Genomic DNA, 12,288 nt, shown 5'->3' on the forward strand with positions numbered 1-12,288 from the left:
GATTTCAGGGCTTGCAGCTTAGCAAGCGTGGCGTTCATAGGCGCCTGAAATAGTCCTGCAGGTTACACATTCACTGACAAAACATGGGCTTACGACGCTCGACGGTAAAGGTTGGTGAAAGGTTGGCGCTTTAGGATGCCGCGCTCGTGTCGTGTATAGCGATCCTCACAAGAAGAATAGGAGACCTCCGGTTTGCTGACCCTGATTGGCTTGTTGACCATTTTCTGCCTGGTGGTGCTGCTGCTGAGCGGGCGCATGTCGCCCGTACTTCCGTTGATCGTGGTACCTCTGCTGGGCGCGCTTTGTGCCGGTTTTGGCGCCGAAGAAATTTCCGGATTCTTTACCGATGGCGTCGGCCGAGTCATGGCCATCGCCACCATGTTCATTTTCGCCATCACCTTCTTCGGCGTGCTGCAGGACACCGGCCTGTTTCGGCCGATCATCGGCTTCATGGTCAAGCTGACCCGTGGCAACGTCATCGCCGTGGCAGTCGCGACCGCGATCATCGGCATGCTGGCTCACCTCGATGGTGCAGGCGCCACCACTTTCCTGCTGACCATCCCTGCCTTGCTGCCCTTGTACAAGCAGTTGCGCATGAGCCCCTACCTGATGCTGATGCTGCTGGCCACCGGCGCCGGTATCCTCAACATGGTGCCCTGGGCAGGCCCGCTGGGTCGCTCGGCGGCGGTCACCGGGCTGGACGTGACCGAGCTGTGGCGGCCACTGCTGGCCGTACAGGGCGTCGGTGTGGTGTTGCTGGTGGCACTGGCTGCCTTGCTGGGCTGGCGCGAGCAGCGTCGGATCGCCGCAACCGGCGGCACCGTGGTGGACGACGGTGAGGTGGATCACGTCGGCAAGCCGGGCGAGATCAGTGCCGAGGAGCTGGCGCTCGAACGCCCCGGGCGGATGTGGGTCAACGCCGGTGTGTTCCTGCTGGTGCTGGTGGCGCTGTTCACCGGCGTGCTGCCGGCTGGCTATGTGTTCATGATCGGTCTGAGCCTGGCGTTGCTGATCAACTACCCCGATGGCAAGTTGCAGATGCAGCGTATTGCGGCCCACTCGGCGGCGGCGCTGGGAATGGGCATGATCATTCTTGCGGCGGGTTCGATGCTGGGCATTCTCGCCGGCACTGGCATGCTCACCTCCATTGCGCAGGACCTGGTTCGGGTGCTGCCGGCCAGCATGGTTGGCCAGTTGCACATCATCCTGGGCATCTTTGGGTTCCCGATGGAGTTCCTGCTTAACACCGACGCCTATTACTTCGGCCTGCTGCCAGTGGTAATGGAAGTGGTCGAGAACCATGGCGTAGCGGCGCCGAGCGTGGTCTACGCGCTGATGATCGGCAACATCATCGGTACCTTCATCAGCCCCTTCTCACCCGCGCTGTGGCTGGCACTTGGCCTGGCCAGGCTGGAGATGGGCAAGCACATCCGCTATTCGTTCTGGTGGATGTGGGGCTTCTCGCTGGTGCTGTTCGGCGTAGCCTGGGTGCTTGGCCTGTTCTGAAACACTGCCGGCCGGGGGCGCAACGGCCCCGACCGGCCCGCTGCACCTTCGGTTGGCCGCCCGTTCGGGCGCTCCAAGCCAGGGGTATTCAGCGACCGAGGCGGCGCAGTTGGTCGGACTCGACCACTCGCAGGCCTTGATCTTCCTCCAGCGCCAGGCGCCACAGCGCGCGAGCCAGGGCGGTCACGTCGATGGCGCGGTGCTTGCCCGGTAGCCAGCGCATGAAGGGCGCGGCCAGGCGTTCGCCGAGGCGGAACTCGTTGCGCGGGCCGAGCAGCAGCGATGGCCGGGCCAGAGTCAGCTGCGGCCAGCCCTGGGCCTTGAGCGCTTCCTCGGTTTCGCCCTTGATACGGTTGTAGAACACCGAGGAGCGCGGGTCGGCGCCAATCGCGCTGACGACCAGCAGGTGGCGTGCGCCCAGCTCCCGGGCACGGGCGGCGAACGCCAGTACCAGGTCATGGTCGACCAGGCGAAACGCATCCTGGGAGCCGGCCTGCTTGATGGTGCTGCCCAGGCAGCAGAACGCGGTATTCACCGGCCCCTGAAGGCCCGGCAGCAGGTCGAGGAGTTCGCCGAGCGGATTTTCCAGGTGCGGGTGTTCGGCCAATGGCTTGCGACTCGGGGCCAGCACGCGCTCGACGGTAGGTTCGTTGAGCAGCCTGTCGAGCAGGTGTTCGCCGGTCATCCCGGAGGCGCCAGCCAGAAGAATGTGCTGGGGGGTCAGGTACATGGTCGATCCTCGACTGCTGTTTGATTCTTGAGCAGGGTACGCAAGGCACCTGCGTGCGGTGACCTGGCTCGCGACCCCGTTTAGAGAGCCGCGCCCGGTCTATCGTTCAAGGCCGCTGCGCTTGATGCCGCGCGCAGGGCATTCCAGCGTGCCAGTACCGCAGGCGGCGCCCATATCTGTGGCTCTGAGGGCTCGAACCCGTCGGCCTGCTCGCGCTGGGCGACTGCCGCACTGGCCTGTTCGAAGGCGCGCTGCAGGTCGTCGGTCTGCTGCAGCGCCTCGGCGAACAGCGCGCGGCCGAAATAGGTGAAGTCGGCCTCCTCGGAACAGCCGAACGACACCCGGTCGGCGCGTGCGGCGGTCATCAGCAAGGTCTTGTCGTCCTTGAGTGCGGGAATGAAACCGCCGGAATAGCAGGCGGAGATCACCATCACCTTGTGACGGTCGGCAAGTGGCTGCAGCAGGCTGGCCAGCTCGTCAGCGGGCAGATCGGCCAGTTGCAGGCGTGGTTGATCCAGGTTCAGTTCGTGGGTCCGCGAGCCATGGCTGGTCAGGTAGATGAACACCAGGTCCTCCGGCCCGCTGCGCTCGGCGATGGCCTGTACCGCGCGGCGCAGGTTCTCGCGGGTCGCCAGTGGCCGGTCGGCCAGGTGGTCGCGGTGGTTGGCCAGGGTGATACGGCCATGGGCGGCGAAGCGTTCGCCGAGCAGGTTGGCAACGTAGTCGGCCTCACGCAGGAACACGCTCTGCTTGCCGTCGCCGGCCAGGGTGAGGGCGTAGAGTTCCGGGCGCGGCGTCGAGGACGGCAGGGCTGCGATGGCCTGGCCGAGCAATTCGCCCTGTTTCAGCAAGCCGATTTCCAGCGGGTCGGGCAGTGCCTTGCCATGCTCGTCACGCACGCGCAGGCCGCGTTGCCAGGTGCCGGACTGGCGCGTGCCGTCGGCCAGCGCCAGGGTGCCCTCGCCATGGAAGCGGCCATTGGCGAAATGGCCCTGGTAGCGACTGCCGTCGGCCTGTTGCAGGAGACCTTCGCCCTGATAGCGCCAGTCCCGGAACTGCCCGCTGTAGCGGCTGCCGTCGCTGCCGGTGTAGTCGCCTTTGCCGGTGAGTGCACCGGCCACGAAGGTACCGCTCCAGGTTTCGCCCGCGGCGCTCTGGTAGCGGCCCTGGCCATGGAACAGGCTGTCCTGCAGTTCGCCGTCGTAACTGTCACCGTCGCTGCCGCGGTAGTTGCCGGCACCTTTGAGCTGGCCGCCGACGAAATGGCCGGACAGCCGGTTGCCGAGCTCGTCCTCGCGAACGCCCTGGCCATCCGGCAGGCCCTTCACGAAATGGCCCTGAAAGCGGCTGCCATCGGTCTGCTCCAGGGTGCCGAAACCGTGGAAGCGACCGTCGCGAAATTGCCCGCGGTAGGTCTGGCCGGCTTCTTCCAGCATCCCTTCGCCGCTGAAGCGCCCCTTGGCAAAGCCGCCACTGTAATGGCTGCCATCGGCCATTTTCAGCGTGCCCTGGCCGGAAAAGCTGCCCGCCGCGAACGCGCCGACATAGTGCTCGCCATTGGCGCCGTGCCATTCACCGGCGCCGTGGCGCTGGCCGTCGAGGAAGTGGCCGACGAACCAGCCGCCGTCGGCATAGTCGAGGCGACCTTCACCCTGCAGCAGGCCGTCCACCACCTCGCCGTGATAGCGCGAACCGTCCGGCAGGATGGCGTCGGCAGGCAGCAACGGCATGCTTTGGCCGCAGGCAGCGAGGGACAAAATCAGGGCCAGGGGCGCGAGGCGAAACATGCGGGACGTCCAGGTCGGATGAGCGATGCCGGCAGTATGCCGCAAGCGTCTGGCTACGCCCAGGCAGCCGGTTCGCGCGCGGCGGCGAAGTGCAGGTGGCGTTCCGGGCGCCGCTCTTACCTGCCTATAATGGCCGCCTTGTAAGGCCGTGCCTCCAACCGGGCGCGCCGCACGACGTTCGAGGGGAGTCTGCATGCTGCTTCGTGGCCTGTTCTGGCTGGTCCTGTGCCAACTGCTTGGCACGGCGGTCAATGCGCTGTTTTTGCCGATGTTGCCAGGGCCGATCCTCGGCATGCTGCTCCTGCTGGTGGGTCTGCTCTGTCGCGGTCAGGTCGACGAGCCGATCCAGCAGGCCGCCAGTGGCCTGCTCAAATACCTGCCTCTGCTGCTGGTACCGCCGGCGGTGGGCGTGATGGCGTACGCCGAGGCGATCGTTGCCGATTTCTGGGCGGTGATCGGCGCCCTGGTGCTGTCGCTGATCCTGTCCTTGGTATTCGCGGGCTGGATGATGCAAAAGCTGATTGAGCGCCAGGCGCGTCGCCGGGGCGAAGGGTGATGCTCGACTGGCACGGCGCCTGGATGGCCGTCACCCATCATCCGTTGTTCGGTGCCGGCATTACCCTGGGCGCCTATCAACTGGCGATCGCCGCCTATGACAGGACCCGCTGGGTATTCCTGCAGCCGGTGCTGGTATCGACCCTGCTGGTGATCGCCATCCTGCTGCTCTGCGGGCTGACCTTCGCCCACTACCAGCGCAGCGCCGAGGCGCTGACCCTCTTCCTCGGTCCGGCCACCGTGGCCCTGGCGGTGCCGCTGTTCCTCAACCTGCGGCGCATTCGCCAGGTGTTCTGGCCCACGGTGCTGACATTGCTGGTCGCCGGGGTGGTGGCGACCGTGCTCGGCGTCGCGCTGGCCTGGCTGCTCGGTGCCGAACACAACATGCTGATGAGCATGGCGCCCAAGTCGGTGACCTCGCCGATCGCCATGCTGGTGGCCAGCCAGATCGGCGGGCTGGCAGCGTTGGCAGCGGTGTTCGTGATGATCACCGGGGTGCTCGGCGCGATCATCGGGCCGTCGCTGCTGCGCTGGTGTGGCGTGCGTCACCACGCGGCGATGGGCATGGCGCTGGGCATGACCGCCCATGCGGTGGGTACCTCGCGCGCCATGCAAGAGAGCGAGGAGTGCGGCGCCTTCGCGGCCCTGGCCATGAGCCTGATGGGCGTGTTCACCGCCATTCTCCTGCCGCTGGCTATCGTCTTCCTGAATTGAGAATCGCAATGACCCTACCTCTATTCCCACTGCACACCGTCCTGTTTCCCGGCTGCGTGCTGGACCTGCAGATTTTCGAGGCGCGCTACCTGGACATGATCAGCCGCTGCATGAAGCAGGGCGAAGGCTTCGGGGTGGTGTGCATCGTGGAGGGTGCCGAAGTGGGCGATGCTGCCGAGCGCATCGCGCAGACCGGCTGCGAGGCGCTGATCACCGACTTCCAGCAGCGCCCCAACGGCCTGCTGGGTATTCGCGTGCAGGGCGGCCGGCGGTTGCGCGTCAAGCAGGCGCAGGTGTTGCCGGACAAACTGACGCTCGCTCAGGTCGAGTGGCTGGAAGGCGCGCCTGAACAGCCGCTGGATGAGCGCCATGCGGACCTGCTGGCGTTGCTTGAGGCACTGGCCGAGCACCCGATGGTAGCCAGCCTGGACATGGGTGGCAGTGCCGATAGCCAGGCCGAGCTGGCCGACAAGCTCGCCTACCTGCTGCCGTTCGCTGCCGAGCAGAAGGTCGCCCTGCTGGCCGAGCCCGACGCCGCCGTGCGCCTGGCCATGCTCCAGGAGCTGGTCGAGCAGTTACAGGGCGACGGCGCGACCTGAGCGGCACACGAAGCCTCGCTCGGCTCGGCGTGCCGGGCCGTCGCCTGCCGGGTCAGTAGCGGTAGATCTCCACGCCTTCCGACATGCGCAGCAGCACCATGGTGGTCAGCAGCAAGGCGCTGCTCGGCAGGATCATCCACCAGACCTTCGCCGACAGCGGTGGCAGCGATGCGAAGCGCTGCATCATCGCCAGGCTCAAGGCGCACAGGCTGCTGGCCAGCAGCGCGCCGGCGATGATGTCGCTCGGCCAGTGCACGCCGAGGTAGACCCGCGACACCGCGATGGCGAAGGCCGGCAGGCACGCCAGCAGAATCCAGGTCAGCCGCAGGCGCGCCGGCAAGCCGCGGCCGGCGAGCACAGCCAGGGTCAGGAAGAAGGCGAAGGCCGCCGAGCTGTGGCCGCTGGGGAAACTGTAGGTGTGCAGCGGCTCGAGTAACACATCCGGGCGCGCCCGTTCGAACAATCCCTTGAGGGCACCGTTGGCCAGCGCCGTGCTGAGCATCGCGCCGACCGAAAACAACAGTGCCTGCCACTTGCGGGTCACGAGCAGCAGTACGCAGAGCAGGGCGGCGACCGCCAGTTGCACGTCGAAATCACCGAAGTGGGTGATCAACACGGCGATATGGTCGGAGCGCGGGTCGCGGCCTTCCTGAATGACTTTGATCAGGCCCTCATCCAGCTGGATCAGGTACGGCCAGCCGATGAACAGGGCGAGCAGCAGGATCGCGCCGAGGCCGCCGGCGATCAGGCTGGCGTGGCGCTGTTCGCGCAGGCTGCTCTGGGCCGTGAGTACCACCAATAGCGCCAGGCCCCCCGCGACCACGGCCGCCTGTGGCCAGAAGCCCGGCGGCAGCGGCAGGCGCAGGGCGGCGCCTGCGGCCCAGCCGGGCACCAGATAGGCGACCGCCCAGCCCGCGGCCGCCAGCATGCTCACGGCGATGAAACGGGCCAGCGGCATGTTTAGCATGCCAGCAACCATCGGCAGCATCGGCCGCAGCGGGCCGATATAGCGGCCCAGCAACAAGCTGGCAACGCCGTAGCGCTCGAAATAGTTCTTCGCACCCTCAAGCCATTGCGGGTGGCTGCGCAGCCCCGGCAGGCGGCCGATGTCCTGGTGAAAGTAGCGGCCCAGTCCATAGGAGATGGCGTCTCCGAGGAGGCCGCCGAAGTACGCCAGCGCCAGGGTTTCCCATAGGCTCAGCGCGCCGTTGCCGGCCATGACGCCGACGGCGAACAGCAACACCGTACCGGGCACGACGATGCCGGCAATGGCCAAGCATTCGATGCAGGCGATCAGAAAAATCGCCAGGCCCAGCCACTCGGGGTTGGCCGCGAGCCAGGTCGTCAGACTATCGAGCCATTGGCCCATGAACGGACACCTTAATAATGAATAGTGGGAAATCGCAGCCTTCGACCCGTCACTGCAAACACGGTTCCTTTGCCTGTGTGCCAGGTCTGGCCGCTCGCGCGCCCGCGATCATAGCAACAAGCCACCGCGTTGGCGCCAGTGCCTGGCCGCGCGGGCGAGGCGAAGTTGTACCGTCGGTTACAAGGCTTTCACGACCATCTGCCCGGCGCCGCTGTGCGTGGGACGGCATGACCGCTATAATCAGCAACTTTTTCCAACTGCCAGACCTGAGTTGCCATGACCGAGTCCGTGCTTGACTACATGACCCGCCTGGGCCGCGCCGCCCGCCAGGCTTCGCGCGTGCTCGCGCGGGCCAGCACTGCGCAGAAGAACCAGGCCCTGCAAGCCGCTGCCGATGCGCTGGATGCGGCCCGCAGCGACCTGACTGCCGCCAATGAACTGGACCTGGCCGCTGCGCGGGCCAGCGGTCTGGAGCCGGCCATGGTCGATCGCCTGGCGCTGACCCCGAAGATCATCGACAGCATGATCGAGGGGCTGCGTCAGGTTGCCACGCTGCCGGATCCGATCGGCGAAATTCAAGGCATGCGCTACCTGCCATCAGGGATCCAGGTCGGCAAGATGCGCGTACCGCTGGGCGTGATCGGCATCATCTACGAGTCGCGGCCCAACGTAACCATCGATGCTGCCAGCCTGTGCCTGAAGTCCGGTAACGCCACCATCCTGCGTGGCGGCTCCGAAGCCATTCATTCCAACCAGGCCATCGCCCGCTGCATCCAGGCAGGTCTGGCCGGAGCCGGTTTGCCGGCGAGTGCGGTGCAGGTCGTGGAAACCACCGACCGGGCCGCGGTTGGCGCGCTGATCACCTTGCCGGAGTTCGTCGACGTGATCGTGCCGCGTGGCGGCAAGGGCCTGATCGAGCGCATCAGCCGTGATGCCAAGGTGCCGGTCATCAAGCATTTGGATGGTGTTTGCCACGTCTATGTCGACATCGCCGCCGACCTCGACAAGGCCATCCGCGTTTGCGACAACTCGAAGACGCAGCGCTACTCGCCGTGCAACACCATGGAAACCCTGTTGGTGCATGCCGATATTGCCGCGCGCGTGCTGCCGCCGCTGGCCGCCATCTACCGCGACAAGGGCGTGGAGCTGCGTGGTGACGCGCAGACTCGCGCGCTGCTGGGCCGCGACGTGCTGGAGGCCAGCGAAGACGACTGGTACGCCGAGTACAACGCGCCGATCCTGGCGATTCGCGTGGTTGACTCGCTGGACGCGGCCATCGAACACATCAACACCTACGGCTCGCAGCACACCGATGCGATCGTCACGGAAAACTTCAGCGACGCCCGGCGCTTCTTGACCGAGGTGGATTCCAGTTCGGTGATGGTCAACGCCTCCACGCGTTTCGCCGATGGTTTCGAATACGGCCTGGGGGCGGAAATCGGTATTTCCACCGACAAGCTGCATGCTCGCGGGCCCGTCGGCCTGTTGGGGCTGACCAGCGAGAAGTACGTGGTGTTCGGCGACGGGCACGTGCGCACCTGATGGCGAGCCGCAAGCGCATCGGGTTGTTGGGCGGTACCTTCGATCCGGTGCATATCGGCCACTTGCGCGGTGCGCTGGAGGTGGTCGAGTTCATGGGGCTGGACGAGCTGCGACTGATCCCCAGCGCGCGTCCACCGCACCGCGAAACGCCGCAGGTCAGTGCGCAGGATCGCCTGGCCATGGTCGAGCAGGCAGTGTCGGGATTGCCGTCGCTGCGCGTGGACGACCGTGAGCTACGCCGCGACAAGCCGTCCTACAGCATCGACACCCTGGAGTCGTTGCGGGGCGAAATGGCAGCGGATGATCAGCTGTTTTTGATTCTGGGATGGGATGCCTTTTGTGGCCTGCCGACCTGGCACCGTTGGGACGAGTTGCTGCGCCACTGCCACATTCTGGTGTTGCAGCGCCCGGATGCCGACAGCGAGGCGTGCGAATCACTGCGCGACCTGCTGGCGGCACGCAATATCGCTGACCCCCTGGCGCTCCAGGGTCCAGCGGGACAGATTTCCTTCATCTGGCAGACGCCGCTTGCGGTGTCTGCCACCCAGATCCGTTCGCTGCTGGCGAACGACCGATCGGCGCGCTTTCTGGTGCCCGACGCGGTGCTGGCTTATATCAACGCCCATGGACTGTACCGTGGGTGAATCGAACACGAGGCAAACGAGTTAGTTATGACGAAGCAAACCCTGCACAGTGAAGACCTGGTCAAGCTGGCCATCGCTGCACTGGAAGAGATCAAGGCCCAGGACATCACCACCATCGACGTGCGTGAAAAGACCAGCATCACCGATTTCATGGTGATCGCCAGCGGCACCTCCAGCCGTCACGTCAAGTCGCTGGTCGACAACGTGCTGGAAAAGACCAAGGAACAGGGCGTGCGGCCAATCGGCAGCGAAGGCCTGGACAGCGGCGAATGGGCACTGCTCGACCTGGGCGATATCGTCGTTCACGTGATGCTGCCGACCGCGCGCCAGTTCTATGACCTGGAGCGGCTGTGGCAAGGTGCCGAGCAGAGCCGTGCCCAGCAGGGCGGCGAGCGCGAATAAGGCCTGCCTGTCGTGCGCATCAAACTGATCGCCGTGGGCTCGCGCATGCCGCGCTGGGTCGAGGATGGTTGGCAGGAGTACGCCAAGCGCATGCCCGCCGAGCTGTCCCTGGAACTGGTGGAAATTCCCCTGACCACGCGGGGCAAGAATGCCGACGTGGCGCGGATGATCCGCCAGGAAGGCGAGGCCATGCTGGCCAAGGTGCAGCCCGGGGAACGCATCGTCACCCTGGAAGTCGAAGGGCGACCCTGGAGCACCGAGCAGCTGGCTGTCGAGCTCGACAAATGGCGGCTGGATGCACGCACCGTCAACCTGATGGTTGGCGGCCCCGAGGGGCTTGCGCCGGAAGTCCAGGCGCGTAGCGAGCAGCGCTGGTCGTTGTCGCCCCTCACCTTGCCTCACCCGCTGGTACGGATACTGGTTGGCGAACAGATCTATCGTGCCTGGACAGTCTTGTCCGGTCACCCTTACCACAAGTAGTCAGCCGCCCCGATGCCCCAGCCGATCCGCCTAAAAGACCACGAGAAGGACGCGCGCCTCATCCGCAAGCGTGCGATGGTCGGTGGCGTGGTGTTTCTGGCGCTGACTCTGGTGCTGATCGCCCGCATGTACTACCTGCAGGTGATCCAGTACGAGTACCACTCGACGCTGGCGGAGAACAACCGCATCCACGTGCAGCCGATCCCGCCCAACCGCGGGCTGATCTACGACCGCAACGGGGTGATCATCGCCGACAACCGGCCCAGCTTCAGCCTCAGCCTGACCCGCGAGCGTGCCGGTGACTGGGAGCAGGTGCTCGACGTGATCGTCGAGGTGCTTGAACTCACCGCCGATGACCGCGAGCTGTTCGAGCGCCGTGTGCGCCAGGGTCGGCGGCCGTTCGAGCCGGTGCCGGTGCTGTTCGAACTCAGCGAAGAGCAGATCGCCCGGCTGGCGGTGAACCAGTTCCGCCTGCCGGGCGTCGAGGTGGTGGCGCAGCTGGTGCGTCACTACCCGCAGCGCGAGCATTTCGCCCATTCGGTCGGCTATGTGGGGCGCATCAACGAACGCGAGCTCAAGGAGCTCGACCCGGTCGAGTACAGCGGCACGCACCATATCGGCAAGACTGGCATCGAGCGTTTCTACGAGGATCAGTTGCACGGCAAGGTTGGTTATGAAGAAGTCGAAACCAACGCCCGCGGGCGCGTGCTGCGTGTGCTCAATCGTACTGACCCGCTGCCCGGCAAGGACGTGATGCTGACCCTCGACGTGCACCTGCAGGAAGTCGCCGAGCAGGCGCTTGGTGGGCGGCGCGGGGCGGTGGTGGCGATCCAGCCGTCGACCGGCGAGGTGCTGGCGATGGTCAGCCAGCCGAGCTTCGACCCCAACCCCTTCGTCACCGGGATCAGCTTCAAGGCCTATGCCGAGCTGCGTGACTCGATTGACCGGCCGCTCTATAACCGCGTGCTGCGGGGCCTGTATCCGCCGGGTTCGACCATCAAGCCAATGGTCGCGGTGGCCGGCCTGGATGCCGGGGTGATCACCCCGACGTCGCGGGTATTCGACCCGGGCTTCTACCAATTGGCCAACCACAGCCACAAGTACCGCAACTGGAACCGCACGGGTGACGGCTGGGTGGATCTCAACCTGGCGATCATGCGATCCAACGACACCTACTTCTACGACCTGGCCCACAAGATGGGCATCGACCGCCTGCATGATTACATGACCCGGTTCGGCCTGGGCCAGCGGGTGTCCCTGGACATGTTCGAGGAAACCGCCGGCCTGATGCCCTCGCGGGACTGGAAACGCGCGCGCTATCGCCAGCCCTGGTATCCGGGCGAGACGCTGATCCTCGGTATCGGCCAGGGCTATATGCAGGCCACGCCGCTGCAACTGGCCCAGGCCACCGCGCTGATGGCCACCAAGGGCAAGTGGATTCGCCCGCACCTGGCCAGGACCATCGACGGCAGCCTGCCCCCTGATCCTGACCCGATTCCGGATATCGTGCTGCGCGATCCCAAGGCCTGGGATTACGCACGCCTCGGCATGGAAGCTGTGATGCACGGCGCCCGCGGTACGGCGCGCAAGGTCGGCGATGCAGCGGCCTACCGGATTGCCGGCAAGAGCGGTACCGCCCAGGTGGTGGCGATCAAGCAGGGCGAGAAGTACGACCGCAGCAAGGTGCAGGAACGCCACCGTGACCACGCCCTGTTCGTCGGTTTCGCGCCGGCGGACAACCCGCAGATCGTCGTGGCAGTGATGGTCGAAAACGGTGAATCCGGCTCCGGCGTCGGCGCCCCGGTAGTCAAACAGGTGATGGATGCCTGGCTGCTCGACGAGAACGGCCAACTCAAGGCCGAGTACGCCACGCCAGGTGCCACGGCGCCGCTCAACGCAGAGGTGAAGCACCCATGAGCCTGACCGGTAGCTTCGATCGCACACTGTCCACCGACGATGT

Annotated in this window: 12 protein-coding genes; 9 read left to right on the forward strand and 3 right to left on the reverse strand. The window is 65.7% G+C overall.

Annotated features, from left to right (window positions below; genetic code table 11):
* Positions 1–192: 192 nt before the first annotated feature.
* Positions 193–1,506 (forward strand): CitMHS family transporter, encoded by a 1,314-nt coding sequence (locus ACZ0AV_RS18245; RefSeq protein WP_499152341.1) that lies wholly within the window; start codon positions 193–195, stop codon positions 1,504–1,506.
* Between the two features lie 88 nt (positions 1,507–1,594).
* Here the strand turns inward: ACZ0AV_RS18245 and ACZ0AV_RS18250 are convergent, their stop codons facing one another.
* A complete protein-coding gene (locus tag ACZ0AV_RS18250) occupies positions 1,595–2,236 on the reverse strand; it encodes a Rossmann-fold NAD(P)-binding domain-containing protein (RefSeq protein ID WP_499152342.1) in 642 nt (213 codons plus the stop codon).
* An 80-nt stretch (positions 2,237–2,316) separates the two neighbouring features.
* Entirely contained in the window at positions 2,317–4,023 is a 1,707-nt protein-coding gene (locus tag ACZ0AV_RS18255) for a C13 family peptidase (RefSeq protein WP_499152343.1), read from the reverse strand.
* A 193-nt stretch (positions 4,024–4,216) separates the two neighbouring features.
* Here ACZ0AV_RS18255 and ACZ0AV_RS18260 point away from each other — a divergent pair, with 193 nt between their 5' ends.
* The 3 genes from ACZ0AV_RS18260 to ACZ0AV_RS18270 are packed head-to-tail and all read left to right on the forward strand — an operon-like array spanning position 4,217 to position 5,891.
* Entirely contained in the window at positions 4,217–4,579 is a 363-nt protein-coding gene (locus ACZ0AV_RS18260) for a CidA/LrgA family protein (protein ID WP_499152344.1), read from the forward strand.
* Positions 4,579–5,292, forward strand: a complete 714-nt coding sequence (locus ACZ0AV_RS18265) for an LrgB family protein (RefSeq protein ID WP_499152345.1) — start codon at positions 4,579–4,581, stop codon at positions 5,290–5,292. Before ACZ0AV_RS18260 ends, ACZ0AV_RS18265 begins: the two co-directional genes overlap by 1 nt.
* Positions 5,293–5,300: 8 nt before the next feature.
* Entirely contained in the window at positions 5,301–5,891 is a 591-nt protein-coding gene (locus ACZ0AV_RS18270; RefSeq protein WP_499152346.1) for an LON peptidase substrate-binding domain-containing protein, read from the forward strand.
* A 52-nt stretch (positions 5,892–5,943) separates the two neighbouring features.
* Here ACZ0AV_RS18270 and ACZ0AV_RS18275 read toward each other — a convergent pair whose 3' ends face one another.
* Positions 5,944–7,260, reverse strand: coding sequence for a bifunctional DedA family/phosphatase PAP2 family protein (locus ACZ0AV_RS18275; protein WP_499152347.1), 1,317 nt, complete (start codon positions 7,258–7,260; stop codon positions 5,944–5,946).
* A gap of 276 nt (positions 7,261–7,536) precedes the next feature.
* On the opposite strand from ACZ0AV_RS18275, the gene ACZ0AV_RS18280 reads away from it, so the two are divergent.
* From ACZ0AV_RS18280 to mrdA, 5 genes are read left to right on the forward strand one after another with little or no spacing between them, the layout of a single operon-like run.
* Positions 7,537–8,802, forward strand: a complete 1,266-nt coding sequence (locus tag ACZ0AV_RS18280; RefSeq protein WP_499152348.1) for a glutamate-5-semialdehyde dehydrogenase — start codon at positions 7,537–7,539, stop codon at positions 8,800–8,802.
* Positions 8,802–9,446, forward strand: coding sequence for a nicotinate-nucleotide adenylyltransferase (nadD, locus tag ACZ0AV_RS18285; RefSeq protein WP_499152349.1), 645 nt, complete (start codon positions 8,802–8,804; stop codon positions 9,444–9,446). The genes ACZ0AV_RS18280 and nadD overlap by 1 nt, the downstream gene beginning before the upstream one ends.
* 42 nt (positions 9,447–9,488) lie before the next feature.
* The gene (gene rsfS / locus ACZ0AV_RS18290) at positions 9,489–9,848 is read left to right on the forward strand and encodes a ribosome silencing factor (RefSeq protein ID WP_499153391.1); all 360 of its coding nucleotides are present in this window, start codon (positions 9,489–9,491) and stop codon (positions 9,846–9,848) included.
* 12 nt (positions 9,849–9,860) lie between these two features.
* Entirely contained in the window at positions 9,861–10,328 is a 468-nt protein-coding gene (gene rlmH / locus ACZ0AV_RS18295) for a 23S rRNA (pseudouridine(1915)-N(3))-methyltransferase RlmH (RefSeq protein WP_499152350.1), read from the forward strand.
* A 12-nt stretch (positions 10,329–10,340) separates the two neighbouring features.
* A complete protein-coding gene (gene mrdA, locus ACZ0AV_RS18300) occupies positions 10,341–12,245 on the forward strand; it encodes a penicillin-binding protein 2 (RefSeq protein WP_499152351.1) in 1,905 nt (634 codons plus the stop codon).
* The last annotated feature ends 43 nt before the right edge of the window (positions 12,246–12,288 follow it).

This window comes from Pseudomonas sp. AC532 (assembly GCF_979258965.1).

Coding starts and splice junctions, on each gene's coding strand:
- ACZ0AV_RS18250 (WP_499152342.1), bottom strand. CDS start 2,236: ATGTACCTGACCCCCCAGCACATTCTTCTGGCTGGCGCCTCCGGGATG.
- ACZ0AV_RS18255 (WP_499152343.1), bottom strand. CDS start 4,023: ATGTTTCGCCTCGCGCCCCTGGCCCTGATTTTGTCCCTCGCTGCCTGC.
- ACZ0AV_RS18260 (WP_499152344.1), top strand. CDS start 4,217: ATGCTGCTTCGTGGCCTGTTCTGGCTGGTCCTGTGCCAACTGCTTGGC.
- ACZ0AV_RS18265 (WP_499152345.1), top strand. CDS start 4,579: ATGCTCGACTGGCACGGCGCCTGGATGGCCGTCACCCATCATCCGTTG.
- ACZ0AV_RS18270 (WP_499152346.1), top strand. CDS start 5,301: ATGACCCTACCTCTATTCCCACTGCACACCGTCCTGTTTCCCGGCTGC.
- ACZ0AV_RS18275 (WP_499152347.1), bottom strand. CDS start 7,260: ATGGGCCAATGGCTCGATAGTCTGACGACCTGGCTCGCGGCCAACCCC.
- ACZ0AV_RS18280 (WP_499152348.1), top strand. CDS start 7,537: ATGACCGAGTCCGTGCTTGACTACATGACCCGCCTGGGCCGCGCCGCC.
- nadD (WP_499152349.1), top strand. CDS start 8,802: ATGGCGAGCCGCAAGCGCATCGGGTTGTTGGGCGGTACCTTCGATCCG.
- mrdA (WP_499152351.1), top strand. CDS start 10,341: ATGCCCCAGCCGATCCGCCTAAAAGACCACGAGAAGGACGCGCGCCTC.